We start from the raw sequence: 25,642 nt of genomic DNA, 5'->3' as shown, positions 1-25,642 counted from the left end.
TGTTTGTTGTCAGTGTTGAGTGTGCGAAACAGCAATGTGTTTTGTTTGAGGCGTATAGGTTTTTTATATGAATTTTAAGTGAAGTTTGGTCGTGCTAAGGCAATTGAATTTTTACCAATACACCCTTTTGGTGGGGTTGTAAGATGGTGATTTCATTTCCTTGAATATTGCCAATGTGAATCTGTCCATGGTGTTGTTCAATGACTTGTTTAACAATGCTCAGTCCAATACCAGAACTGCGTTGTTGGCTAATCGGACGAGGCAAGGAAAAATAAGTATCAAACACTTGCGTGAGTGCATAATCTGGAATCCATTCGCCCTCATTAAAAACCTGTAATTCTATCTGCTGGTGTATTTGACGATGAAGCCGAATCAGGATTTTTGCTGAATCTGCAGAAAAATCCAGCGCATTATCTAAAATATTGGCTAGGGTTTGTTGAATCCAAAATCGATCTGCACCAATCATACAATTGGCTTCAATATCCAGTAAACACTGGATTTTTTTGGCTTGAATTTGACTGGCATGCTGGTCTAAAGTCTGTTGAATCAGTTCAGATAAATTGAAATCTTGCATTTCAATTTGATGTTTAGATTTTTCCAGACGGGTCAATAAGAGCATTCGATCAATCAGGCTACGTAAGCGCTGGCTTTGTTCATGAATATGCGTGGCAAATTGTTGTTGATCATTTAGTGGTAAATCTTCTTTGAGTAGTTCTGCACTGGCTTGAATTGCGGTAAGCGGACTTTTGAGTTCATGGGTCAGTGTATTGACATAGTGTTCCACATAAGCACGATCTTCGAGTTTTTCTCGCATATTTTCAACTGCTTGAGCAACTTGATTGAGTTCTTTTGCCGAACGAAAATAGGGGGTTTGATTGACAGGTGCAAGTGCCTGCGCGTATTTACGGACACGGTCAATACTGTGTTTTAGCCAATAGGCCACCAAACTGGCAAGAAACAGACTGAGTAATGTAATCCAAGCGGCTTGTCGGATCAGCTGATTTTCAGCGCGCTGAATATAAGGCTGTACTGAAATATTGGGCTTTCCAATACTGACAACGCCAATCAATTGCTGTTGTTGACCAACTTGATAATAGATTGGCGCTGCGATAAACATAGTGCTGCTATTGCTGTCCTTTTCATAACTGCGTGTAGAGCGAACGCCGTATTTTCCCTTTAAGGTCAGGTAAACATCATTCCATCGTGAGTAATCTTGTCCTGTAGCGATACCTTGTGAGTCATAAATGACGATACCTTTGTTGTCGGTAATATAGATTTGTTGATTGATCTCATTTTTATTATGTTTCCAGATCGTGGCATTGAGTTTTCGATTCAGCGCTTTTTGAATTTTTTCATCAAACTGAATGGTACTGACTTTATTTTCATAGACATCTTCAGCCACTAACATCGCGATAATATTAGCATTTTCCGCAAGGGTATCTTCTACGACCTGTCGTACATTGGGCTTTACTTGTTGATTGAAGGTATAAGACATAAACCATAAACCCAGCAAGATGATCAATCCAAAGAAGAACCAAATACGAATAAAAATGGACATGGTTTATGCTTGCCTTTTTAAACTATAGCCAAAGCCTCGATGGGTTTCGATCGGGTCTTGCTCAGGAGAGATCTGCTTGAGTTTATTGCGAATACTTTTGATATGGGTATCGACTGTTCTTTCTAAACTATGCTCAGGGTGCTCCCATACATGATCCATCAATTGTTGACGGCTAAACACCTGTTCAGGGCGTTGAATCAATAATTTAAGTAAGCGATATTCATAGCGAGTCAGCTGCAGTATTGTACCTAAGTAATGGATTTGCAAAGCCTCATCATTGCATTGCCAAACTTTAGCTGGTGTTGTAGAAAGCTGTGTATTTGGCTGTGAGGTGTGCTGTAACTGATTTTGTATCTCCATTCTGCGCCAAATGGCTTTAATCCGAGACACAATTTCACGCGAACTAAATGGCTTGGTACAGTAGTCATCTGCGCCAATTTCTAAACCCACAATACGATCTATTTCGTCATCTCGTGCGGTTAAAAATAGCAAGGGTGTGTGATTAAAGAGACGAATTTTTTTACAGACATCAAAACCATTTAAATCAGGTAATCCAACATCTAAAATAATAAAATCAAAGGGTTTCTGTTGAATAAAATCAATGGCTTGCAGGCCTGAATTGGCCCAAGTCACTTGCCAGTCTTCTCGTTCAAGTGCATATCGTAACGGCATAAGAATAGCAGCATCATCTTCTACACATAAAATCTGTTTTTTATTATTCATTGCATTTAAAAACTCATAATCTCAATAGGAGTGTACTCAAATTGAAATACTTAGGCGAATGAATTTTCAGTGAAGTTTAGATGAACTGTTTTATTGTTTGAAATTGGCTGAATGCCTATTGGTGTGGGCTTTTACCCATGTGAATTTCTGAGCGCCCTGTAATCTTCGGATTTGATCGTCACGCCAATCACAGGACAGCAAATCAAAAGTATTGGTGACTTTTGATATCTCGGCAACAACATGGGTAATGTATTGCGGAAAATAGATTACTCTAATTTTGATCAATTTGGGTAAATTTTTATCGAATTATATTTCTTTTGAGTAAAAATTATTCAATTTGTCCACATATCTAAGTAAGGTTAAAAAACGATTTTGAAGAATAAAACAGGATGCAAAAGCATCCTGTTTTAACGATTGATTGATCAGGCCATGCCTGAAAATTAGATCAGCGTTTAACCACTATAGAGTCAATACCGCTATGTTGTAAGGTTTGTTGGGCAATCACTGCTGCATTTTGTGATTCATAAGGGCCTGAAATCACACGATACCAAGTTTTTCCAGCTTCTGTGCTTTGAACCACATCGGCAGATAAACCATTTAAGATAATTTCAGCGCGACGTGCATCAGCAGCATCAGGATCATCATAACTACGAACTTGAAGAATATATTCAGGTTGAACAGGTGTTGTGCGTTCAGCATTTACACCGACATCAACATTTTCAGATTGAGAGGGCGCTTCAACAATTACAGGTTGTTGTTGATTTCTGCTTTCAGGAACAGCTTGTTCAGGAATAGGGGTAACCTGTTGTTGTGGTAACAGATCATAAAAACGATAGTCTTTGTTGGTATCTTCTTGATAATGCTCAGATGTGATTTCGTTTTTGGGTTGGACGGGCGCCCACGGTTTCCAGAGCATCAGTGCGACACCAAAACTTAACACGATTAAAATGACGACAAGCATCCCTAACCATTTAGGAATCAATGGTTGTTTAGGTTTGGTTGGCCTTTCTGAAACACCGCGTTGCGTTTTTCCAAACACGTGGAACCCTCTTATTATGTATTGCTTAGATCGTGTTCAAGCATAGTTTTGCTTGAACACGATGTAAAGTAATGATTTATTACACACTTCAATGCTTACGTTGAGCCAGACCTTGGTCTTGGGAACATGTAAAGCAATTCTTGACTTACATACTTTCAGGTGCAGAGACACCCAATAATTCAAGACCATTATGTAAGACTTGTTTGATATTTGCTGAAAGCAATAAACGGGCTTGAGTCAATTCCGCATCATCACCCAATACTTTATTCTCGTTGTACCAACCATGGAATAAAGCAGCAAGTTCTTTCAAATAATTACCAACCTGATGTGGTTCATAATTATTTGCAGCGCGAATAAGCACTTCAGGATAAGCCGCAAGTTTCGCTAAAATTTCAGTTTCAGCATCAAGTTCTAATTTTGCAGCAAATTGACGTGCATTTTCAGTATCAAATTGAATGTTTGTTGTTGCTGCTTTTTCTAACATACGGCAAATACGAGCATGTGCATATTGAATATAATACACGGCATTGTCTTTGCTTTGAGATACTGCTAAATCTAAATCGAAATCAATGTGCTGTTCAGATTTACGCATCACATAATAAAAACGAGCTGCATCATTGCCGACTTCTTTACGAAGATCACGCAATGTCACGAATTGACCTGAACGAGATGACATTTGTACCATCTCACCACCACGCCATAAGCTGACGAACTGCACTAAAAGTACCGTCAATTTAGATGAGTCATAGCCCATCGCGTCAATTGCAGCTTTAACACGTGCAATATAGCCATGGTGGTCTGAACCCCAAATATCAACAAGGTCAGTAAAGCCACGTTGTAATTTATTTAAATGATAGGCAATGTCAGAGGCAAAGTACGTGGTTTGTCCATTACGACGTTTGACTACACGGTCTTTTTCATCACCAAATTCAGTTGATTTAAACCAAATGTTGCCATCTTTTTCATAAAGAAAACCACGTTGGTCTAATGTTTGTAAGGCTTCATCAATTTTTTCTGCCAAAGATGCTTCACTAAACCAGTGATTAAACGTTACGCCAAACTCACCAAGGTCATCTTTAATGTCATCTAAAATGGCATGTAAAGCTGCTTGATGGAATACACGATAACCTTCACCCACTAAAGATTGTGAGTTGTGAATTAAGCCATCAATGTGCTTTTCTTTATCGCCTGAAATAACCACTTTATTGCCATCGGCATCAAGCTCTTCAGCATATTGCACATCTTCTGGAACATCTTTGTAAACATCAGCCACACTACGTACATAAGCATCAGCATGTTTGTCGATGATACCTTGGGCGATTTCTTTAACGTAATCCCCTTGATAAGCATTTTTAGGAAAAACTAAAGTTTGGCCGCTTAATTCTAAATAACGTAAATAAGTTGATGTGGCGAGGATGTCCATTTGACGGCCAGCATCATTGACATAATATTCACGTTCAACTTTGGCACCTGTTGCTTCAAGTAAGTTTGCAACAGTCATACCATATGCAGCACCACGACCATGACCTACATGCAGGCTAGAGGTTGGGTTGGCAGAAACGAATTCAACCTGAATTTTCTTGGCTGCATTTGCTTGGGTTTTACCAAATTGTTCTTTTTGTGCTTGGATTTGATCCAGCACAGTAAAGCGTTGATCGGCATTTAAAAAGAAGTTGATAAAACCCGGACCTGCAATTTCAGCTTTGGCAATATCGACTACTTCGGGTAAATTTGCCAAAATTTTCTCTGCAAGATCACGTGGTTTCATACCAGCAACTTTAGCGCCCATCATGGCAATGTTTGATGCGAAATCACCGTGGCTTCGGTCTTTAGTTCGCGTTAAAACACTCGTGTTTTTCCAGTCAGATGGAAGAGTCCCTTCAGCTTGTAGGGATTGCACTGCATGATCAAGAGCTGCTTGTATGGCCGTATTCATAATCTATAGAGAAATAAATGTCGCAGAAAAACGCTAAATATAGCAAATTTTGCGCCTTTTAGGTGAATGCATTTGTATAGAATAAAACTTATTCGATAAGAAAAATGGCAGTATGCTCGATTTCACTCTTTATAAATGTGGTTAAGGTTACGTGGAAGGATTAATTGTTTCAGGTTCATTAAAGGAATAAAATGTGTCCTGTTTGTAAATTTAGAGCGATATATGTCAAATACTCCGCCCACAATTATTGGCAATATCCCAAAACTCCCTGCAAAATTTGCAGCATGGATTATGCCGTTGTTCTTATCTTGTTTAATGAGTGGCATGGTGTCATTGATTAATATGTTGATCAATGTGGGTTTGATTAACGGATTTTGGGTCAAATGGCTTGCTGCATGGATGGTATCATGGGCTGTGGCATATCCTGTGGTTTTGATTGTTTTACCCTTAGTACGACGTTTAACCGCCGTATTTGTGGATATGCCTAAATAATGGATCTACTCTTTACATGTGACAGGCTTGCTGAGTAACTCAGCATGGCCATTTGTAAAGGTATAAAGTTTGGAATTGTTAAAGATTTTAATCACTTTGGCTTTGCTCAGTGCCGTTTTAAATGTCGGCATTTTTTTCGCATTGACTAAGTCAAATGGATTGCCATAGTTTTTATTGTCGATTAAAAATTGAACCTGACCGGTTTGCGCATCATGTGCTTTAAGCAGCTCTTTGCCATCTTTATCTTCAATCGCAAAACCAGACTTCTGCGAAGGAATCTTACAATTCAAACGCAAATATAGGACGTTTCCATCACTGGATTTGTTTTGTAAGGTGTAAATACCTTGAAGATCATTTTCAATATAGACCCATTGTCCAGTGGGCATATTGATCTTCATTTGTTCTAGTTTTTCGAGGGTGGCTTTACTGACATCAACCACACCTTGCTGATCAACTTCTGGAACTTTGGCTTCGCCTAAGCCCACCATGCTTTTGACTTTTTCAGTGGTTTTAGAAACACCAGAAGAGACTTTTTTTGCAGTTTGGCAGCCAGTACATGCAATGACTGTGCTAAGAAGGAGTAGAGAGATCTTTGTGTTCATTGTTATTGGTTTAGCTTCATCGTATTTTAAACAAAATAAATCTAAACAGAAAAAAAATCAATGATTGGTCAAAATTGCGTACAAATATACAGTTTTAATGGCGTGATCATGGCTCATTATTTTAGGGCAAAATATGAAATTAGATAAAAACCAGAATTTGATCAGTAAAACTGAGAATAATTTATCATTCTGTAAAATACTTTGAATATCATTATCACGTATCTAAATACCCATTTAGTCAAAAATAGGCTTAAGCTTGTATCAGACCAAAGTCGTAGCTTAGCAAAAGATAGAAGCAGGCAGTCTGCTTCAATGAGAATGGAAATGCCAACGGAAACCCTGAAAAAATATCCTCTATATATTCATTATGCAGGTAATGCCTTATTAGAGCTGCCTTTATTAAATAAAGGTTCAGCCTTCACAGAAGAAGAACGAACTCAATTTAACTTACACGGTTTAATTCCTCATGTGATCGAAAGTATCGAGGAACAAAGTCAACGTTCATACCAACAGTTCTGTTCTTTCAGTGAAGCGATCAATAAGCATATTTATTTACGAAATATTCAAGACACCAATGAAACGCTTTTTTACCACCTGATTGAAAACCACTTAAGTGAGATGATGCCGATTATCTATACACCGACAGTGGGTGAAGCATGTCAGCGTTTCTCCGATATTTATCGCCGTCATCGTGGAGTATTTCTTTCCTATCCTGACCGTAAATACATTGATGAAATCATTCACAACGTAAACCGTAAAAATGTCAAAGTGATTGTGATCACAGATGGTGAGCGTATTCTTGGTTTAGGCGACCAAGGTATTGGCGGTATGGGCATTCCAATTGGAAAACTGTCTCTTTACACTGCATGTGGTGGTATTAGTCCAGCCTATACATTGCCGATTACCATAGATGTGGGAACCAATAATCAACAATTATTGAATGACCCGATTTATATGGGATGGTCGCAACCTCGTGTCAGTGGGGATGAATACTATGAATTTGTCGATGAAGTGATTGCAGCGGTTAAACGTCGTTGGCCAAAAGCATTGATTCAATTCGAAGATTTTGCGCAAAAAAATGCCATGCCTTTACTTGAAAAATACCGTGATAAGATTTGTTGTTTTAATGACGATATTCAAGGGACAGCGGCAGTTTGTGTCGGTACTTTAATTGCTGCGAGTAGAGCCGCAGGTAAACAGCTCAAAGATCAGAAAATTACCTTCTTAGGGGCTGGTTCAGCAGGTTGTGGTATTGCAGAACAAATTATTGCACAGATGGTTGCTGAAGGGCTGACGGATGCTGAAGCGCGTGCCAAAGTATTTATGGTAGATCGTTTTGGTTTAATCACTGAAAATCAGCCAAACTTATTAGATTTCCAACGTAAGCTTGCGCAGAAACCTGAAGATGTTGCACATTGGGGTAATGCTGAGGAAATCATTTCACTGCTTGATGTTGTGAAAAATGCCAAACCAACCGTATTGATTGGGGTATCGGGTCAACCGGGTTTATTTACAGAAGAAATCATTAAAACGCTGGCTGAAAACTGTGAATATCCGATTGTATTGCCTTTATCCAACCCAACTTCACGAGTTGAAGCCGTGCCAGCTGATATTATTCAATGGACAGATGGTAAAGCATTGATTGCGACAGGCAGCCCATTTACCCCAGTGAATTATCATGGTGAAACTTATCAGATTTCACAGTGCAATAACTCTTATATCTTCCCTGGTATTGGTTTGGGCGTGGTAGCAGTTCAAGCAACCCGTGTTACAGACAATATGCTGATGGCTTCTAGTTCAGCTTTGGCTGATTGTTCACCGAAGTTGCAAGATATCCACGCAGACCTATTGCCTGATTTAAATGAATTACAGCAAGTGTCTAAAATTATCGCGTTTAAAGTTGCCAAAGCCGCTATTCAAGATGGTGTAGCGCCGATGATCAGTGATGAGCAATTGCTAGAAAGTATTGAACAGAACTTCTGGAAACCAGAATATCGTGATTATAAACGTGTACCGTTCTAGAAATTTTTGGATGTTGTAAAGAAGGGGCTATACGCCCCTTTTTTATTAACCTTAAAATAACCTTAAAATAACCTTAAGTAATCATGTTATTTATTTAGTTATTTGTAGTTTTTTTATAAAAAGTAATTTAGGTCTGTTTATATTTTTTGAACATTAGTTATAATACTATTATACAAAATTTAACATTTAAAAATAAAATGCTTAGAAATATTAATACTTTACTTGAAAGTTTTGGCTTGGGACTACAAACACGAGCGATCCACGTTCAATTCTCAAATCAAGCCTTAAACAGCAGTGTATTCTTGCAATGCATTCAGGGGCAACAACAGATCAACCAAGGCTTAAAGGCAGAATTACTCTGCCTTTCAACCAATGCGCATATTGCTTTGAAACAATTTATCGGGTGTCAGGTTGCAGTTGATCAAGTCACCGATTTTGGTGAACTGTACCGAACCACTGGAATTGTAACAGGGGCAAGCCAAGGGCAGAGTGATGGGGCGTTAAGCGTTTATAAATTAACGCTTGAAGATGCAACCAGTCTTTGGCATAAGCGTCGTAATAGCCGTGTTTTTATGAACAAAAGTGTTCTGGAAATATCGGAAATCTTATTTAAAGAGTGGCAAGCGAAAAGTGCCTTATTTTCTGCCAGTCTCAGTCTGGACAGTAGTGGTTTAAAAAAACAATACGATATCCGTCCTTTTGTAATGCAAGCCAATGAAACGGATTATGAGTTTTTAACTCGCTTGTGGCGCAGTGAAGGTATTAACTGGTTAGTTGATGAGTCTGTACGAATTGTGCCTATTTCGGCAACGCAGATTCAGGCACAGAAATTACGTCTGATTGATGACAATACGCAATATGAGGCAATGCCTAGACGCAGTATACGCTTCCATCGCAGTCATGCAACAGAACGCTTTGACACGATCACCAGCCTCATTGCCCAGCGCTCAATTCAATCAACAGCAATACAAGTACAACGTTGGCAAGCGGATAGCCTTTTACAAGATCAGGGCGATAGCCAGTTAAGTAATCACCAACATAGTGATCAACAAGATAATGAAACTTTAAGTTTAGAGCAGGCTTGGACAATTAGCCCAGCTTGGACCAGTGATCTCAATGGTGAAGACCAAACCACAGTTTCCAGTTCAGCTCAAGTTGATAAATTAAATACCCAACTAACACAATACCAAGAATTACAGTCCAAATATTTTACCGCAACCAGTTCAGTGCGCGATGCGCAAGTTGGCTATTGGTTTGAATTAAGAGAGCACCCTGAAATTGATCAACATGATGGTTCAGATCGTGAATTTTTAATCTTAGGAAAGACTTTTTACAATCAAAATAATTTACCCAAAGAGTTACAAGATCAGTTATCCAAGCTGCTTAATTTAAACTATTGGAACCATTTAATAACAGACCAACGCCAAGCCAATGAGTTGTCCTTGGTACGCCGTAGAATCCCGATTGTTCCTGAGTATAACCCTTTAGTGCATAGACCTTCTGCATTTCCACAACGTGCCAAAGTGGTTGGCCCGCAAGGCGAAACGATTTATGTCGATCAATGGGGGCGAATCAAAGTTCGTTTCCTCTTTACCCGTACCGATGACAATAGTCATGATGGTGGTGCAGGCTCGAATGACAATGATACAGACTCAGCTTGGGTTGATGTATTGACCTCTTGGGCCGGAGAAGGTTATGGCACAAGATTCCACCCACGAATTGGTGAAATCGTAGTAATTGATTTCTTTGATGGCAATGTCGACCGTCCATTTGTGATGGGACGTTTACATGAAGCAGAACGTCATCAAACCATGTTTGATATCAAAGGCCAGTTGCCTGATACCAAAAAATTAAGTGGTATTCGCTCATCGGAAGTGGGTGGATCAGGTTTTAATCAACTCCGCTTTGATGATACAACAGGCCAAATCAGTACGCAGCTACAAAGTAGTCATGCAGCGACACAACTTAATCTCGGGAACTTAAGCCATCCGAAAGATAAGGAAACCAGCAATGGGCGTGGTGAAGGTTTTGAGTTAAGAACCGATGCTTATGGTGCCATGCGTGCAGGCAAAGGCATGCTTATCACGACGTATGCCCAAGAAAATGCGATTGCAGACCACTTAGAAGCAGCACAAGCGCAGTCCTTGTTAAATCAAGGTGCAGAAAGTATGAAAGTGCTGAGTGAAATAGCAGTCAAACAACAAACGGATGCATTGAATGTTGTCAATCGTTTGCCGAAACTGATTAATTCTTTAGAACTAAAAGGTGCAAATCAGGCTTTACAGGCAACCGTGGGTTTATTTAAAAATGCTGTGGGGAGTGATCCAATTTCAGCACTGAAAAACAGTGGTGATTTTATTGAGGACATCCAGAAATTTGGTAAAGATACCAAGAATATTGTAGACGAATTTAAAGACTTTTTTAATGATTCCAAAGAGTCGATTGAGAACTTAAAGAGTTTTATTGAAAATATTGAAGAACATGGTTCGGATGTTTTAAAAGGAAAATTAACCAGTTTAAAAGACAAATTTGATACAGAACCATTAAGTGCTTTAAAAGACGTGGGTAAGGTAATTGCCAATGTTGAAATTAAGGATTTTGATTTAACCAGTGTTTGTGGAACTTTTAATAAAGGCAGTAAATTGGATGTGAATCCGATGCAGGCTTTAGGCTCCTTACAGGGCTTTATGGAGAGTTATACAAAAGACTTAGAAAATAGTGGTGATAGTGCCAAACAAGAGCAAGGTAAGATCTTTCGTCAGGCATTGATGTTACTGGCTTCACCCAATGGGATTGCACTGACAACCCCAGAAGATATTGTCTTACAAGCTTCACAAGATATTGCTGAAAGTGCGCAAGGCTCAATTAATTTGAGTGCACAGAAGAATATTGTCGGTCATGCACAAGATAAGATCAGCTTGTTTGCAGCTCAGAAAGGTTTAAGTGCTTTTGCTGCAAAGGGTCCGATCAAAGTTCAGGCGCAAGATGATTTGATTGAAATCATTGCCAAGAAAGTGATTAAACTGATCGCGACTGAAGATAAGATTGAGCTGACCAGTTCTAAAGAAATTGACTTAAAAGCAGGTGGGACTCAGCTTGTGGTTAATGGTAGTGGTGTCTTTATTAAAACTGGTGGAAAGTTTGAAGTGAAGTCGGGGCAACAGTTGTTTACCAGTGGGGCAACAGTGAATGCTGAATTGCCGAAAATGCCTGAGAGTGGGATGTATAGTATGAGATTTGATCTGAGTCAAATATTTGATACTAATATATTGAAGAATATGAAATATAAATTAATCAACCATTCAAAGAAAATTGAAGCAGAATATGAGTTTGAGCAAGAAAGTAGTGCACGTGTTTACAGTGATTCTGCTGATAATGTAGAACTTGCTTTAGTACAAGGAGCTTATTTGACAGAAATTAAAGAATTAATTTCTGAACAAGAAATAGAGTCTTTGGATGAAGAAGAAATTACTGGATGTGGTTGTGGAGAAGAGCATGAACATGATTGAAATTTTGCAAATGAAGATAATACATTTTTTTCTATTTCATATTAAAAATTTAATCATTCTAGTTCTTACATTTTGTGGAGCTATTATTGGTTCAAATATCTATGCAAAAGATATATTCAATGTTGAATTGAAATGTAAGGGTCATGATCAAGAGTATTGTGATATTGTAAAAAACTCTGATAATAAAACCAATTTTATCTTAAAAAATATGAGATACCCTCAGGTTGATAAAGTAAATGAAAATATTTTTCATGCTTATGGTAGTTGTGGTTCACCATGTCAATATCACTTTTTCATAAGTAAAATGCAAGAAGACCAAACTAAAGAGTTTATTGCTTTAGATAAAAAAAATAACTGTTTAATTGAAAGTGATTCTAAAAATAATGTTATATATGCTAGAAAACTATTTAATAAAAATAAAAAAACAATAGTTAATTTGAAAAATAAAGAATTTAATAGTGTTCCAGTAGATGTTGCTGTATATAACTCTTTTCAAGAAAAATCGTATTTTGATGATAAAGGACAATTACATTTGGTAGCAATGTTGGCGGATGTAGATAAAAATGGTGATAGTTTATATTTTAACAAAATAATTAAGAAAACTTGTGAGTAATAAAATGAATTATAGCGAAGACTTTAAAATATTTGTTGCAACTATTAATGGTGAAGCTGAAAATTGCGGTGAAACTTCATGGAAAGTTATTGCACATACAATCAGAAATAGAATTGGTTTTGCAAACTGGAAATCATGGAGTAATATCATACAAATCGTTACGAAAACAGGATACGATGCGTACACTCAAAAAAATCCACCCTATAAAAGAGCAAAAAAAGCTTTGGATTCTGGTGATATTTCACCTAAATTAATGAGTTTGATTAGAGCAGTAGAACCAATATTTAATGGAACAGAGCCTGATTTTACAGGTGGAGTTGTATATTATTATAGCCCTAAGGCTCAAGCAGAATTGCATAAATCTGATCCATCTAATTATCCTTCTTTAGTCCCTCCTTTTGTGGTGAGTAAATCTAATCCTACTCAACAAGTTCAAATACCAGGGACCGAAAAAGATGATATGCGTTGGTATAAGGTAATAACTTCAATATTTGATGTTTCATTTGTTGATAATGCTGGAAATCCATTAGCTGGCGCAACAGTTGATGTAGTATATAATGATAAAAAACCAGTGCCATTATTCAAGGATTTGATTACAGACCAAAAGGGCAGGATAAAAAAGCTTAAGGTTTGTAACTATATGGGTGCTAGATTTAAGGTTAATGGTGTTTTGGTAAAAGATAAGAATAATAAAGAAATATCTTTGTTGGGAGATGGTAGAAATTATGCTTCAGTTATTGTGGTAAATAACGGAAAAGGAGGAGTTAAATCAAAAACAGATATACATAATCAAACACCATCTCCAATAGTTCAACAACCATCAAGTACGACAAATACTCAAAATAATGAAAAAAAAGTAGATCAAGAGCAAATGAATGGTAATACATCAGATGTTAAGTTTGATATTAAAATAGTAGATAGTGAAAATAAAGCACTACCCAATTTTTCATATTTTTTAAAATATAAAGGAAGTGATAAAAAGCATTCAGTTGGAACAGATGGCATTGAAAAAAATATAATTGCTACTTCAGGGGAAAAAATTTCTGTTGAAATAAGTGGGAAGGACACTCGTCAAGTTCTTAAATCTTTTACTGTTTCACAAGGAGTGAAAGAGCAAGTAGTAAAAATAGATTTACATTCGTTTGATATTATTTTTTATCATAATAACAGTTCAAAGAAGCCTATAAGTAGTTTAAATTTGGTACAGACTTATAGAGGGCAAACTAAAACTAAAGTTACCAATAGTAATGGTAAAATTACAGTTAAGGCGATGCCTGGGTTTGAATTAAATTATAAATTAAGAGATGGTACTAATATTGGTGCTGTAAAAGTAGATAAGAATAAAACACAAAGGGAAATTTATATTGAACAAGGTGTTATTGAATCAGCATCTAAAAAGTTAAAAACAGATGTGAGTGAAAATACTCCACAAAAAAGTAATACAACTCAATCTATACCAGTCCCTAAACAACAGTCAGGTATAGATCAAACACCTAAAAGAGATCAAAAACAATCAACGAGTGGTGATGGTCATCCAAAAACTTTAGTTAATGATAATGGTGAAGCTGAATTTACAGTGTATACATATGATCAAAAAACTAATCAATTATTTAGTGGTGGTAATTATTCGATTGAATATAAAGGTAAGAAAAAGGGGCATTCAAGTGGCATGAATGGTCTAGGGAAAAAAATACATAAAGGGGAAATTGGTCAAAAGATAAAAATTACAGCTACTAGTGCTGGAAAGGAGTTTGTTGTTTTTGATGGGGAAATTAGCAGAGGAATGAAAGCTTTTGAGCTGAAATTAGATAGACCTGCTATCCCGAGTGTATCCGATGTAACAATAAGTTTTAACGGTGTTAAGGAGCAAGCAAGACAAGTTATCGTAAGCCAGAAAACGAAAAATGTGTTAGCTTATCTAGCTAAAGAAGCAAATATGAATAGACTTTTTATTACAAGTACAATAAGGAGCCCAAGAGCTCAAGCAGAAGCAATGTATATTAAAGCAACGAGATATGCTGGACCTGGAGAGGCTGTAAAACAAGTTAAAGCAGACTGTATTGCTAAGGGGCTTGGAAAAGAGGCGACTATCCAAAAAATGGTTGAAAAAATTGTTGAGTTCCAAAATAAAGGGCAGAGAGTTTCGAAACATTGTGTTTCGGAAGAGCAATATAGAAAAAATAATATTATTGATTTAGGCATGAACAGTAATGGTTTTGGAACAGGAAATACTTTGAATAGTGTAGGGAAAAGGTTTAAAGCTGCTTGTGAGAAAGCTTTAAGTGATGGAATTATTTCCGGTTTTATTTCAGCAGATGTGCCAGGAGAAGGTGCTATGCATATAGAGATTACTCAATGATGAATAGATTGTTTTTTTTATTTGTAATAATTTTGATGTTTGCATGTACAACTGAAGCTAATCCGCCTAAGCCAAGTAATACTGAACTATACTATTCATATCGAATCTGTGAAAAATCTGGAAAATGTCAGAATTTAACACCGACAAAAAAGATAAATAATTATCTATTTAAAAAACTTGAACCAGCTCATGATGAGTTTTATATAAAAGAGAGTAATGGGGACTTTTATTTATACTATAAGAATATTTATAGTGAAGATGTTCAAGTTGGATGGGCTAAAGCTAAAGTTGATAGAAATGATAACAGTGAGCTAAGTTTAAATTTTGATAAAATTAACCTGACTCTAGGTGGGATTGATTTTATAAAGAATGGCTATGCGAGCAAGCAAGCTGAATCCAGAAATTCTAAACTAGGATTGTATTATTTAAATGATAATTATGAAGGTGCTCCATATTATCAAAAGCAAAAAATAGTTTTTAAGAAGACAGCAGGGAATTTATTTTTGGAATGTGACAGCTATATGGCTAATCCTTCAGTAAAAGAAGGTTTCTATGGGATTTTCTATGGAGTATGTTCTGAAGGTAAAAAGGTATATTTTAAGAAGATAAGTTAATTACTTTTAATTTTTTATTAAAGCTCATTTAAAAGCGAGAATCTTTAAAGTACTTTCTATCTAATTAAAAATACGATAAACGTAAAAAATTTTATTTTCATGAACAAGTAGCTTCATAAAGCTGCTTGTTCATGAGTATTTATCAATCTTCCAAAATCTCTTCCAACACTTCTTCATTCGGTGCAAAGAAATAAGCACCATCGATAGGTGTTACAAAGTGCAGTAAACGGTCATGAATCCCATCGCCTTGAGTACCAAACATATTGACTAGCATACGATCAATACGGGTTAAGTCTTTGGTATAGGCAATAAAAAATAGACCTTGCTCACCTTGACCATCGCCATAAGGAAGAGAGTGGCGTAGGATTTCTAATTCTTCACCTTCATTATCTTCAATGACAACACGAGCAATATGGGCATTTTCAGGTTTGTGTTCATCGTCCATCTCAATACTTTCTAATTTAGAACGACCAATCACATTTTCCTGTGCATCAACTTTTAAACGTTTCCACTTTTCAAGCTCGTGTACATAACGTTGTGCAAAAATAAAAGAACCATCTTCAAAAATACCTGAATCTTCACCTAATAACGCAGTCTCCGCACGATCATCAGGGAATTGAGGATTTTCAGTACCATCAATAAAACCAGTCAGGTCACGACCATCAAGATAACGGAAGCATACCCGTTCATCCAGAACCTCAACTTGATTTTGGATGCCATCAAAAAAGGATTGGCTAAGCGCAAAGCAAATATCTGTACGTGCAGACGCAATATGAATCAGAACATCAGCAGGAACCACTTGCATCTCAAATGCGCCTTGAATCGGTTCTAACTGCTTAAACCCTTCAGGAGTTGTGTGATAAAGTTTTGCCCAAAGTTCAGGACCAAAAGCAATAGATGTTTTAATTTCAGCATCAGGGTGTTGGGTAATTAAACGATCACGTGTATTTAACAACGCATTGAGTTGTTCTTTTAAACCATCAATAGACAGATTTTTTAAATTTAAAACAATGAAACGAGCATGATTAGAAGGTAAAGGTAGAATTACAGATTGGGCTGTCATATGGTGATGGCTCCTCAATTTTTATTTATCAATCCTCTTATTGTGCATGATCAAGCAACAGCTGAATAGTAAAGTCTTATACTTTTTACCAATTAAATTAATCGAAATGTATCGTTTTAAAACCGCTATAATAGCGTGTTAAAAGTTTTCTATCCTTTTGTTATGTCGTATCAAGTCTGGTTTGCTTATATGTTGGCGTGCTGGGTGATCAGTATTTCACCTGGTGCGGGTGCGATCGCATCTATGTCGAGCGGTCTAAATTATGGTTTTCGCCGTGGTTATTGGAATGCAATCGGTTTACAACTGGCGTTGTTGGTTCAAATTGCGATTGTCGCAGCAGGGGTTGGGGTATTGTTTGCAACCACACCGCTGGCGTTTTTCGTAGTGAAATGGTTTGGGGTTTTATATTTATTATATTTAGCCTACATACAATGGACAACGAAAACACAGTCGATAGATATCCCAACTGAGCAACCGACAAAATCTATTCCCAAGCTGATCTTATATGGCTTTATTGTCAATATCAGTAATCCAAAAGCCATCGTCTTTTTACTTGCTGTTTTGCCACAGTTTCTAGACTTGTCTAAACCACAATGGATTCAGTATGTGATTATGGCAGCGACCATGATCACGATTGATTTGATAGTCATGGCTGGTTATACGGGATTGGCAGCCAAAGTGTTAAGACTATTAAAATCACCAAAACAACAAAAATATATGAACCGTACCTTTGCTGTCTTGTTTAGTTGTGCTGCTGGCTTATTAAGCCTGGTTCACCAATAACAACATAGGCGATTAACTGAGTCATATATTAGAGATTTGACCCTATAAATAAGCCATTGTTTCGAGGTTACTTTGAATTATTTAGAATTTTATCTGTATGCCATTAGTGTGATTATCATGATTGCAACGCCTGGTCCAGTCATGATCTTGGTTGCAAGTGCAGGTTTAAAAGGTGGCTACCGACAGTCTTTACTGACCATTATTGGGACAAATTTGGCTTCTTTGGTACTTATCACAGCCTCTATTTTAATTTTAAAAGGCATGTTTAGTGTCAATGAAACCCTTTTCTTGATCATTAAAGTTTTAGGATGTCTTTATATTGCCTATCTAGGTTATGGAATTCTAAAAGAAGTATTATCCCAGCAGGAGCATCAACTCAATACGATGTTGTCGCCTGTGGATGGTGGGCTAAGCAAAGGCTTTTTAGTGGGTATCTCAAATCCTAAAGATATCATTTTCTTTTCATCATTTTTTCCGCAGTTTATTCATATTCATGCTGATATAAATACCAGTCTAGTCATCTTAGTCGTCACATGGATTATTTTAGATTTTCTCACGTTATCTTTGGTCTATCTGTCGTTTAATAAGCTTTCTAAAAGTCAAATTTATCCAAAAATATTAGGGCTTTGCGGATTAATTCTGATTGTCATTGCTGTATATGGTTTATATGTTTCGTTAAAAAGCATGGTTTAAATATTGAGTGCGGCTAAAGATGGAAATGATTGATCCATCAAGCCATCTTTCTTACTTTCATTACACAGAAAATCACAGCAAACAGCAAAGACATGGTTAATACGATGCTTAGACCTGTAGAAATGTTTAGGGCTGCACTTGACCATAACCCCACAGTCACACCAATTTGAGCAATCACAAATGCCCCAATCACCATTTGTTTCGGTGAGTGCGAAATAAGACGTGAAGCCAGTGCTGGAATAACCAATAACGCACCCATCAATAACGAACCAACGGCACGTAAAGCGAGTACGGTGAATAAAGCCAATAACAACATAAAAATTAAGCGCTGCCATTTGGCGTTTACGCCTTCACTTACCGCAATATCTGGATCAATCGCAATTTGAATTTGTGCTTGCCAGTAACGGTAGAGGACAGCTAAAGCAACAATAATCACAGTTGCAAAAATCGGTAGGTCTGACCACTCAATTGTTAATAAATCGCCAAATAAATAACTTAATAACTCAGGACGTAATGCGGGTAAATGTTGAATTAACAATAGACCTGAACAGAGTAAGGTCGCAGCACATAATGCAAGTAAGGCGTCATTGGGTAAACGAGGGTCATGTAAAACCCAAAGTACAGCCACCAAGAGTATCGCAGTAAAGGTAACACCGACCCAAAGCGGTAAAGTTAAAACAGCAGCTAACGCAACACCCAGCAAGGTACCATGCGCCATCGTGTCAGCAAAAAAAGACATTCTGCGCCATAGCATCAAACAACCTAGTGGCGCTGTTAGAAACACTAAAAGTGTTCCCATAATCCATGCAGGTAACAGTAATTCTAACCATTCCATCATGGTTTAAGCTTCCGGTTCTGGGTGAATGTGTGGATGTGGGCCATGTTCACAAGTTTTGGCGGAGTCACCATGTGCACAATGGTCATGATGGTGTTGATAAAAAGCGTGGTATTTTCCAAATGTGTCGCCAAACAAAGCCTGATACTCTGGATGCTGCTGAATACTGTCAGGTAAACCACTACAGCAAATGTGCTTATTTAAACAGACAACTCGCTGAGTGCCTTGCATTACCCATTGTAAATCATGAGACACAATTAAAATGGCGCAACCATAACGTTGTGGCAGGCTACGCACATATTCATACAGTTCAGCTTCAGATTGGATATCTAAACCTTGCATAGGTTCATCTAAAACCAAAATATCGGGTTGGCGTAATAAAGCACGCGCCAATAAAACCCGCTGACGTTCACCACCTGAAAGTTGTTGTACTTTGGCGTACTCTAATTTGGCAATACCTGTATCTCGAATGATTTCAGCTTTAATGGCCTTATCACATTTCTCAAGATTCAGTAGATCTTTAACTCTTAAAGGCAGACTATGAGAGGGATTAAATTTTTGTGGTACATATGCCAGTTTAATTTTTTTTGAGCTGATAATTTTGCCCGCATTGGGTTTTAAAATACCCAATAATACTTTGATCAGGGTTGATTTGCCTGCGCCATTGGGACCAATAAGCGTGACAATTTCTTTTTCTTGTAATGAAAAATCTATATTTTTTAGAATGTCACGATCATCAATTCGGACATTAATTTGTTGCAGTTGAACGAGAGGGGAGTTTACGCTTTGTTCGAGCACTGCTGACATATTCCTGAAATCTCAATAATACTGTGATGTGCATTGAAGTGATCTGACGCGGCTAAGTGGTTTAATTCTTGAATCAAACCTTTTGCTGAAGCTTCTTTCACTGTATGACATTCAGTGCAAATTAAAAATGCGGCTTGATGTCCTTCACGTGGGTGACAACAAGGGATATAAGCATTAATAGAGGTTAAACGATGAATAAAACCTTTTTCTAAGAGAAAATCTAAGGTTCTATACACGGTAGGCGGTGCAGCTGGACGTTCTGCAGCACCTTTCATCTTGGCTAAAAGATCATAAGCACCTACAGGACCTGAGGCATTCAAAATTAATTCAAGTACTTCTTTACGCAAAGGGGTAAGGCGGGCACCTGAGGTTGCACAAAGGCTTTCTGCTTCTGATAAACGAGCTTCTACATTGAGATGATCGTGTACACCATGCAAAGTATCATGCTGCTCGTGTGAACATAAGCTCATATCAGACCTCAAAACTTGTTATTTGAATGGAAGAGAATCGCAAATATTAACATGAAGCTCTATCAACTTACGAATGGCGTAGGTATTTTTTAACTTCTGTTATACTATAACATAAATTTTTTTTGGTAATACACTCCCATGAATCGCATTATCGCCTTTTGCTTATGTGCATTATTTATTAGTGTCACTTGGGCTCAAGCGCCTTTAGTGGTATCAACTCATCCTATTTATTTGATTGCAAAAGAAATAACTGAAGGCATAGAAGAGCCTGTTTTGCTTTTGGGAAATCAAACGGGGCATGATGTGCAACTTACACCAGATAATCGCAAAACGATTATGGACGCTTCATTGGTGATTTGGCTGGGAAAAGAACATGAAGCGCCTTTGGAAAAGGTTCTAGGTGAGAATACAAAGGCGATTTCAATACTCAATTCAGGCATTATTCAAGCACTTCCTTTAAGAAGTCCAAAAGGTGTTGCACTGAAAGATACGATTGATACACATGTTTGGTTAGATCCAAACAATGCTGTGCGTATTGGTTTCTTTATTGCCGCCTTACGTTCACAACAGCATCCAGAAAATAAAGCAGCCTATTGGAATAATGCGAAGAAGTTTGCCAGTGAAATGCTGCGCGTTTCACAGAAAAGTATCAGCGCTGGTAGCGCACGTCCATACTGGGCTTATCATGATGCTTACCAATACTTAGAGCGCTCATTAAACTTAAAATTTGCAGGTGCGATGACAGATGATCCGCATGTTGCGCCGACCGTGACTCAAATCAAGTTTTTAAATGACACGCGACCTTACAAAAAAATGTGCTTGCTGGCAGAAGGCAGCGCAAGCCCAAGTCAGTACCGAAAATTGGGTGAAATTTCATTTCAAGCGGTAGACGAAACTTTGGCTAAACAACAAGATTTTGTGGTTGCATGGCAGACTTTGGCTCAACAAACACAAGCTTGCGTACTTAATGCACGGAAATGATGCAAAAATTAATCAACAATTGTTCATATGCAAAGCAACCTGTATATCGAAAAAAACACGACTAAGGTCGGGAAAAGATTGCATGTTCAGGGGTGTAACTCTATAATGCCTGCGATTAAAAACGATCATCAGCTAAACTTGTCAAGCATTTATGCTGTGAGTGGATAAAAAATGAGCCAAACTAGTCGCTTGATTGACCGACGATTAGCAAAAGCTTTGGTCTATTTGCAAGCGTTTATGATTCCTGTTTCAGCCTTGGTAGCGTGGGTCTTGAAAGACTCGACTGCGGCTCTGAGTGCAGCGTTAGGTGCACTGATATGTTGGCTTGCCAGTTGTTATTTTTCTTGGCAGTCGTTTCGAGCAGCAGGGGCGCGTGCTTCAAAACAGGTTCTTTCGAACATGTATAGAGGCTTAATGGGCAAATTTGCAATTGTGATCGTTGGTTTCATTTTAATTTTATGCAATGTCAAACCGTTATCTCCGGTGGCATTGTTTTGTGGTTTTATTCTCGTTCAAGCGATGTCGTGGATTGCACCTTTTTGGGTAGCACGGCAACAAAAACGAGTATAAGCGCAGCAGAAATTGAAAATTTTTTTGGGGATTAACGAGATATCATGCAGCACGCGATATTCGTTAACTCTATTTATTATTTGACATTGACCAGGTGTGATTTATGGCTGCTGAAGAACATGCCCTGACTTCGACCGAGTATATCAAGCATCACTTGACCAATATGACCTATGGCAAAATGCCAGATGGTACTTGGAAATTGGCTGAAAGTGGTGCAGAAGCTCAACAGATGGGGTTCACTGCTATCCACTTGGATTCAATGGGTTGGTCAATTGGCCTTGGTGTGATTTTCTGTTTGATATTCTGGTGCGTAGCGAAAGCTGCAAACTCTGGTGTTCCTACCAAGTTCCAGTCTGCAATCGAAATGATTATCGAGTTTGTTGACTCAAGTGTTCGTGATACGTTTCATGGTAAATCACGTTTAATTGCGCCTTTAGCCTTGACCATTTTCGTGTGGATTTTCCTCATGAATGCGATGGACTTAATTCCTGTTGACTGGATTCCGTATACAGCTCAATTGATTGGTGCAAACGTATTTGGTATGGACCCTCACCACGTTTACTTCAAGGTTGTTCCATCTACAGACCCTAACATTACCCTTGGTATGTCTTTGTCTGTATTTGCGTTGATCTTGTTCTATAGTATTCGTGAAAAAGGCATCGGCGGTTTCGTTGGTGAATTGGCACTTAACCCATTTAATCCAAGTAACCCAGTTGCAAAAGCGTTATTGATTCCAGTGAACTTAATTCTAGAATTAGTAACATTCCTTGCACGTCCAATTTCATTGGCACTCCGATTATTCGGCAACATGTATGCGGGTGAGTTAATCTTCATTCTTATCGCGTTGTTACCTTTCTGGATCCAGTGGGCGTTGTCTGTGCCTTGGGCTATCTTCCACATTCTTGTTATTACATTGCAAGCCTTCATTTTCATGATGCTAACAATCGTATACTTGAGCATGGCAAGCGAAAAACATTAATGGTATTGCCTAACTGTCATCCGGTGGTTAGGTATAATTTTTTTACTTTAATTTGGTATAAACCTAACCTCTGAGGAATTATCATGGAACTCACTTTAGGTCTAGTTGCAATTGCATCTGCTATCTTGATCGCTTTTGGTGCTTTAGGTACTGCGATTGGTTTTGGTCTTTTAGGCGGCCGTTTCCTTGAAGCTGTTGCTCGTCAACCAGAATTGGCTCCACAACTTCAAACTCGTATGTTCTTAATCGCAGGTCTTCTTGATGCTGTGCCTATGATCGGTGTTGGTATTGGCTTGTTCTTCATCTTCGCTAATCCATTTGTAGGTTAATCAGCTTAATTCCGAAATTCACTATTTGAGGAATTTGCAATGAATATCAACCTCACATTGTTTGGCCAAGCGATTGCATTTGCGATATTTGTCGCATTCTGCATGAAGTTTGTATGGCCACCACTAATCAATGCGATTAGTGAGCGTCAGCGTAAAATCGCTGATGGCTTAAATGCTGCAGAGAAAGCGAAAGCTGATCTTGCTGATGCACAAGCACAAGTTAAGCAAGAAATTGATGCGGCGAAAGCACAAGCGGCTCAATTGATCGAACAAGCGAACCGTCGTGCGGCACAATTGGTCGAAGAAGCGCGTACTCAAGCATCTGCTGAAGGTGAGCGTATTCGTCAACAAGCGAAAGATGCTGTTGACCAAGACATCAATTCTGCTCGTGAAGAATTACGTCAACAAGTTGCTGCTCTTGCAGTTGCTGGTGCAGAGAAAATTCTGAACCAACAAGTTGACGCAGAAGCTCATAATGCCATGCTGAATCAGCTGGCTGCTAAACTTTAAGAGAGGCGAATATGGCTGAATTCTTGACGTTGGCACGCCCATACGCTAAAGCAGCATTTGCTTATGCATCTGAGCAAAATGCAACTGACGCTTGGTCAAATGCATTACAACTGCTCAGTGCTGCGGTGCAAGATGAAGCATTCTCCGCTTATTTAAATCGCCCTGAGTTGACACCTGCAGAGCAGGTTGATCTTTTTGCGAAAGTTTTAGGTAATGAACAAACTGCGGCTGTGTCAAACTTTTTGACACTTCTTGCAGACAATGGCCGTTTAGCATTGTTACCTGAAATTGACACAGAATTTGAGCAACTCAAATCGCAAAATAACAACACTGTAGACGTTGTGATTGAATCCGCTTTTCCATTGGATTCAGTACAAGAACAGAAGTTGGCTCATGCGTTAGAAAAACGCTTGAACAGCGCTGTAAAAGTTACAGTTGAAGTAAATCCAGCATTGATTGCTGGTGTTGTTATTCGTGCAGGCGACCAAGTGATAGATGATTCTGCGCTTAGCAAGCTTGAAAAAATGCGGACTCGTCTTCTAGCGTAATTGTTAAAAATAACTACGTCTAAAGAAGACTGAACTTTAAAAAGATTGAGGTATAGCGCAATGCAACAACTGAATCCATCCGAGATCAGTGCGCTCATTAAACAGCGTATCGGCGATCTGGACACCAGCGCGACCGCTAAGAACGAAGGGACCATTGTTATGGTTTCCGACGGTATTGTGCGTATTCACGGCCTTGCTGATGCAATGTACGGTGAAATGATCGAATTCGACGGCGGCTTATTTGGTATGGCACTGAACCTAGAACAGGATTCAGTGGGTGCCGTTGTCTTAGGTAACTACTTAAGCCTTCAAGAAGGTCAAAAAGCTCGTTGCACAGGTCGTGTATTAGAAGTTCCGGTTGGTCCAGAACTTTTAGGCCGTGTAGTAGATGCTTTGGGTAACCCGATTGATGGTAAAGGCCCTATTGATGCAAAACTTACTGATGCTGTTGAAAAAGTAGCACCAGGTGTAATTTGGCGTCAATCAGTGGATCAACCTGTACAAACTGGTTATAAATCAGTAGATACAATGATCCCTGTTGGTCGTGGTCAGCGTGAGTTGATCATCGGTGACCGTCAAACTGGTAAAACAGCAATGGCGATCGATGCGATCATTGCTCAAAAACAATCAGGCATTAAGTGTGTATACGTTGCGATTGGTCAAAAACAATCAACAATTGCAAACGTAGTACGTAAGCTTGAAGAAACTGGCGCTATGGCGTACACAACTGTTGTAGCAGCTGCTGCAGCTGATCCTGCAGCAATGCAGTATCTTGCTCCATATGCTGGTTGTACAATGGGCGAGTACTTCCGTGACCGCGGTGAAGACGCACTTATCATTTATGATGACTTGTCTAAACAAGCTGTTGCTTACCGTCAAATTTCATTGCTTCTTCGTCGTCCACCAGGTCGTGAAGCTTACCCAGGTGACGTGTTCTATCTTCATTCACGTCTACTTGAACGTGCTTCTCGTGTATCTGCTGACTATGTTGAGAAATTCACTAATGGTGAAGTTAAAGGCCAAACTGGTTCATTAACTGCATTGCCAATTATTGAAACTCAAGCGGGTGACGTATCTGCATTCGTACCGACAAACGTAATTTCGATTACTGATGGTCAGATCTTCTTAGAAACATCATTATTCAACGCAGGTATTCGTCCTGCTGTGAACGCGGGTATCTCTGTATCGCGTGTTGGTGGTTCTGCTCAAACGAAGATCATCAAAAAATTGTCTGGTGGTATCCGTACTGCTTTGGCGCAATACCGTGAATTGGCAGCATTTGCTCAGTTCGCTTCTGACCTTGATGAAGCAACTCGTAAGCAACTTGAACATGGTCAACGTGTAACTGAATTAATGAAGCAAAAACAATATGCTCCATATTCAATTGCTGACCAAGCTGTTTCAATTTATGCATCTAACGAAGGCTACATGGCTGACGTTGAAGTGAAGAAAATCGTAGACTTTGATACTGCGTTAATTTCTTACTTCCGTTCAGAACATGCTGCGTTAATGCAAAACATCGATGAAACTGGTAACTACGACAAAGACATCGAAGCTGCAATCAAAGCAGGTATTGAAAGCTTTAAAGCGACTCAAACTTACTAATT

At 38.4% G+C, this 25,642-nt stretch carries 24 protein-coding genes; 15 read left to right on the top strand and 9 right to left on the bottom strand.

The window, feature by feature from the left end; all coding sequences use genetic code 11:
- Positions 1 to 94: 94 nt before the first annotated feature.
- The 4 genes from creC to argS all read right to left on the bottom strand — a co-directional run bounded on the left by creC (position 95) and on the right by argS (position 5,256).
- On the bottom strand, positions 95 to 1,558 hold the full coding sequence (gene creC / locus AC4CUY_RS20165; protein WP_419306671.1) for a two-component system sensor histidine kinase CreC: 1,464 nt from the start codon (positions 1,556 to 1,558) through the stop codon (positions 95 to 97).
- 3 nt (positions 1,559 to 1,561) lie between these two features.
- Positions 1,562 to 2,281 carry a two-component system response regulator CreB gene (creB, locus tag AC4CUY_RS20160; RefSeq protein ID WP_490774615.1) on the bottom strand — a complete coding sequence of 240 codons (720 nt, stop codon included), beginning with the start codon at positions 2,279 to 2,281 and terminating at the stop codon, positions 1,562 to 1,564.
- A gap of 445 nt (positions 2,282 to 2,726) precedes the next feature.
- Complete coding sequence (locus AC4CUY_RS20155) at positions 2,727 to 3,320, bottom strand: SPOR domain-containing protein (RefSeq protein ID WP_004723450.1); 594 nt, start codon at positions 3,318 to 3,320, stop codon at positions 2,727 to 2,729.
- A 145-nt stretch (positions 3,321 to 3,465) separates the two neighbouring features.
- Positions 3,466 to 5,256: an arginine--tRNA ligase gene (gene argS / locus AC4CUY_RS20150; RefSeq protein WP_490774614.1), complete on the bottom strand. Its 1,791-nt coding sequence runs from the start codon at positions 5,254 to 5,256 to the stop codon at positions 3,466 to 3,468.
- Positions 5,257 to 5,478: 222 nt separating this feature from the next.
- Between argS and AC4CUY_RS20145 the strand changes: the two genes are divergently transcribed.
- Positions 5,479 to 5,748 (top strand): DUF2798 domain-containing protein, encoded by a 270-nt coding sequence (locus AC4CUY_RS20145; RefSeq protein WP_004723447.1) that lies wholly within the window; start codon positions 5,479 to 5,481, stop codon positions 5,746 to 5,748.
- A gap of 5 nt (positions 5,749 to 5,753) precedes the next feature.
- On the opposite strand, the gene AC4CUY_RS20140 is transcribed toward AC4CUY_RS20145, so the two are convergent.
- Entirely contained in the window at positions 5,754 to 6,350 is a 597-nt protein-coding gene (locus AC4CUY_RS20140) for a YfjT/YkfB family phage-associated protein (protein WP_154129786.1), read from the bottom strand.
- Between the two features lie 324 nt (positions 6,351 to 6,674).
- Here AC4CUY_RS20140 and AC4CUY_RS20135 point away from each other — a divergent pair, with 324 nt between their 5' ends.
- The 5 genes from AC4CUY_RS20135 (at position 6,675) to AC4CUY_RS20115 (ending at position 15,467) form a co-directional block, all read left to right on the top strand.
- Entirely contained in the window at positions 6,675 to 8,372 is a 1,698-nt protein-coding gene (locus AC4CUY_RS20135) for an NAD-dependent malic enzyme (protein ID WP_004723444.1), read from the top strand.
- Positions 8,373 to 8,569: 197 nt separating this feature from the next.
- Positions 8,570 to 11,881 carry a type VI secretion system Vgr family protein gene (locus AC4CUY_RS20130; protein ID WP_490774613.1) on the top strand — a complete coding sequence of 1,104 codons (3,312 nt, stop codon included), beginning with the start codon at positions 8,570 to 8,572 and terminating at the stop codon, positions 11,879 to 11,881.
- Positions 11,868 to 12,494, top strand: a complete 627-nt coding sequence (locus AC4CUY_RS20125) for a hypothetical protein (protein WP_490774612.1) — start codon at positions 11,868 to 11,870, stop codon at positions 12,492 to 12,494. The genes AC4CUY_RS20130 and AC4CUY_RS20125 overlap by 14 nt, the downstream gene beginning before the upstream one ends.
- 4 nt (positions 12,495 to 12,498) lie before the next feature.
- Positions 12,499 to 14,853, top strand: coding sequence for a hypothetical protein (locus AC4CUY_RS20120; RefSeq protein WP_166782820.1), 2,355 nt, complete (start codon positions 12,499 to 12,501; stop codon positions 14,851 to 14,853).
- Positions 14,850 to 15,467 carry a hypothetical protein gene (locus tag AC4CUY_RS20115; protein ID WP_171501842.1) on the top strand — a complete coding sequence of 206 codons (618 nt, stop codon included), beginning with the start codon at positions 14,850 to 14,852 and terminating at the stop codon, positions 15,465 to 15,467. The genes AC4CUY_RS20120 and AC4CUY_RS20115 overlap by 4 nt, the downstream gene beginning before the upstream one ends.
- A 142-nt stretch (positions 15,468 to 15,609) precedes the next feature.
- Here the strand turns inward: AC4CUY_RS20115 and AC4CUY_RS20110 are convergent, their stop codons facing one another.
- Positions 15,610 to 16,530: a Dyp-type peroxidase gene (locus tag AC4CUY_RS20110; protein WP_490774611.1), complete on the bottom strand. Its 921-nt coding sequence runs from the start codon at positions 16,528 to 16,530 to the stop codon at positions 15,610 to 15,612.
- Between the two features lie 162 nt (positions 16,531 to 16,692).
- On the opposite strand from AC4CUY_RS20110, the gene AC4CUY_RS20105 reads away from it, so the two are divergent.
- Both AC4CUY_RS20105 and AC4CUY_RS20100 read left to right on the top strand, forming a co-directional pair.
- On the top strand, positions 16,693 to 17,313 hold the full coding sequence (locus tag AC4CUY_RS20105; protein ID WP_056518349.1) for a LysE family transporter: 621 nt from the start codon (positions 16,693 to 16,695) through the stop codon (positions 17,311 to 17,313).
- A 72-nt stretch (positions 17,314 to 17,385) separates the two neighbouring features.
- Positions 17,386 to 18,006: a LysE family translocator gene (locus AC4CUY_RS20100; RefSeq protein WP_239044706.1), complete on the top strand. Its 621-nt coding sequence runs from the start codon at positions 17,386 to 17,388 to the stop codon at positions 18,004 to 18,006.
- 37 nt (positions 18,007 to 18,043) lie between these two features.
- Here the strand turns inward: AC4CUY_RS20100 and znuB are convergent, their stop codons facing one another.
- Genes znuB through AC4CUY_RS20085 form a run of 3 tightly spaced genes read right to left on the bottom strand, consistent with a single transcriptional unit; the run spans position 18,044 to position 20,118 of the window.
- The gene (znuB, locus tag AC4CUY_RS20095; protein WP_056518353.1) at positions 18,044 to 18,844 is read right to left on the bottom strand and encodes a zinc ABC transporter permease subunit ZnuB; all 801 of its coding nucleotides are present in this window, start codon (positions 18,842 to 18,844) and stop codon (positions 18,044 to 18,046) included.
- Positions 18,845 to 18,847: 3 nt separating this feature from the next.
- Positions 18,848 to 19,648 carry a zinc ABC transporter ATP-binding protein ZnuC gene (gene znuC / locus AC4CUY_RS20090; RefSeq protein ID WP_096735359.1) on the bottom strand — a complete coding sequence of 267 codons (801 nt, stop codon included), beginning with the start codon at positions 19,646 to 19,648 and terminating at the stop codon, positions 18,848 to 18,850.
- Complete coding sequence (locus AC4CUY_RS20085; protein ID WP_004723431.1) at positions 19,621 to 20,118, bottom strand: transcriptional repressor; 498 nt, start codon at positions 20,116 to 20,118, stop codon at positions 19,621 to 19,623. Before AC4CUY_RS20085 ends, znuC begins: the two co-directional genes overlap by 28 nt.
- A 138-nt stretch (positions 20,119 to 20,256) precedes the next feature.
- Here AC4CUY_RS20085 and AC4CUY_RS20080 point away from each other — a divergent pair, with 138 nt between their 5' ends.
- From AC4CUY_RS20080 to atpA, 7 genes are all read left to right on the top strand, one after another.
- Positions 20,257 to 21,099 (top strand): metal ABC transporter solute-binding protein, Zn/Mn family, encoded by an 843-nt coding sequence (locus AC4CUY_RS20080; RefSeq protein ID WP_004723430.1) that lies wholly within the window; start codon positions 20,257 to 20,259, stop codon positions 21,097 to 21,099.
- Positions 21,100 to 21,270: 171 nt separating this feature from the next.
- Entirely contained in the window at positions 21,271 to 21,669 is a 399-nt protein-coding gene (locus AC4CUY_RS20075) for an ATP synthase subunit I (protein ID WP_004723429.1), read from the top strand.
- Between the two features lie 103 nt (positions 21,670 to 21,772).
- Positions 21,773 to 22,648 carry a F0F1 ATP synthase subunit A gene (gene atpB / locus AC4CUY_RS20070; protein ID WP_004723427.1) on the top strand — a complete coding sequence of 292 codons (876 nt, stop codon included), beginning with the start codon at positions 21,773 to 21,775 and terminating at the stop codon, positions 22,646 to 22,648.
- 83 nt (positions 22,649 to 22,731) lie between these two features.
- Positions 22,732 to 22,977 carry a F0F1 ATP synthase subunit C gene (gene atpE / locus AC4CUY_RS20065; RefSeq protein ID WP_000424060.1) on the top strand — a complete coding sequence of 82 codons (246 nt, stop codon included), beginning with the start codon at positions 22,732 to 22,734 and terminating at the stop codon, positions 22,975 to 22,977.
- Between the two features lie 39 nt (positions 22,978 to 23,016).
- The gene (locus AC4CUY_RS20060) at positions 23,017 to 23,487 is read left to right on the top strand and encodes a F0F1 ATP synthase subunit B (RefSeq protein WP_004723424.1); all 471 of its coding nucleotides are present in this window, start codon (positions 23,017 to 23,019) and stop codon (positions 23,485 to 23,487) included.
- An 11-nt stretch (positions 23,488 to 23,498) separates the two neighbouring features.
- A complete protein-coding gene (locus AC4CUY_RS20055) occupies positions 23,499 to 24,035 on the top strand; it encodes a F0F1 ATP synthase subunit delta (RefSeq protein WP_004823704.1) in 537 nt (178 codons plus the stop codon).
- A 60-nt stretch (positions 24,036 to 24,095) separates the two neighbouring features.
- Positions 24,096 to 25,640: a F0F1 ATP synthase subunit alpha gene (atpA, locus tag AC4CUY_RS20050; protein WP_004723422.1), complete on the top strand. Its 1,545-nt coding sequence runs from the start codon at positions 24,096 to 24,098 to the stop codon at positions 25,638 to 25,640.
- Positions 25,641 to 25,642 lie beyond the last annotated feature (2 nt).

The sequence above is a fragment of the Acinetobacter sp. 778_lipA genome, from assembly GCF_058242985.1.
This window is presented reverse-complemented; position numbering and strand designations above follow the sequence as displayed.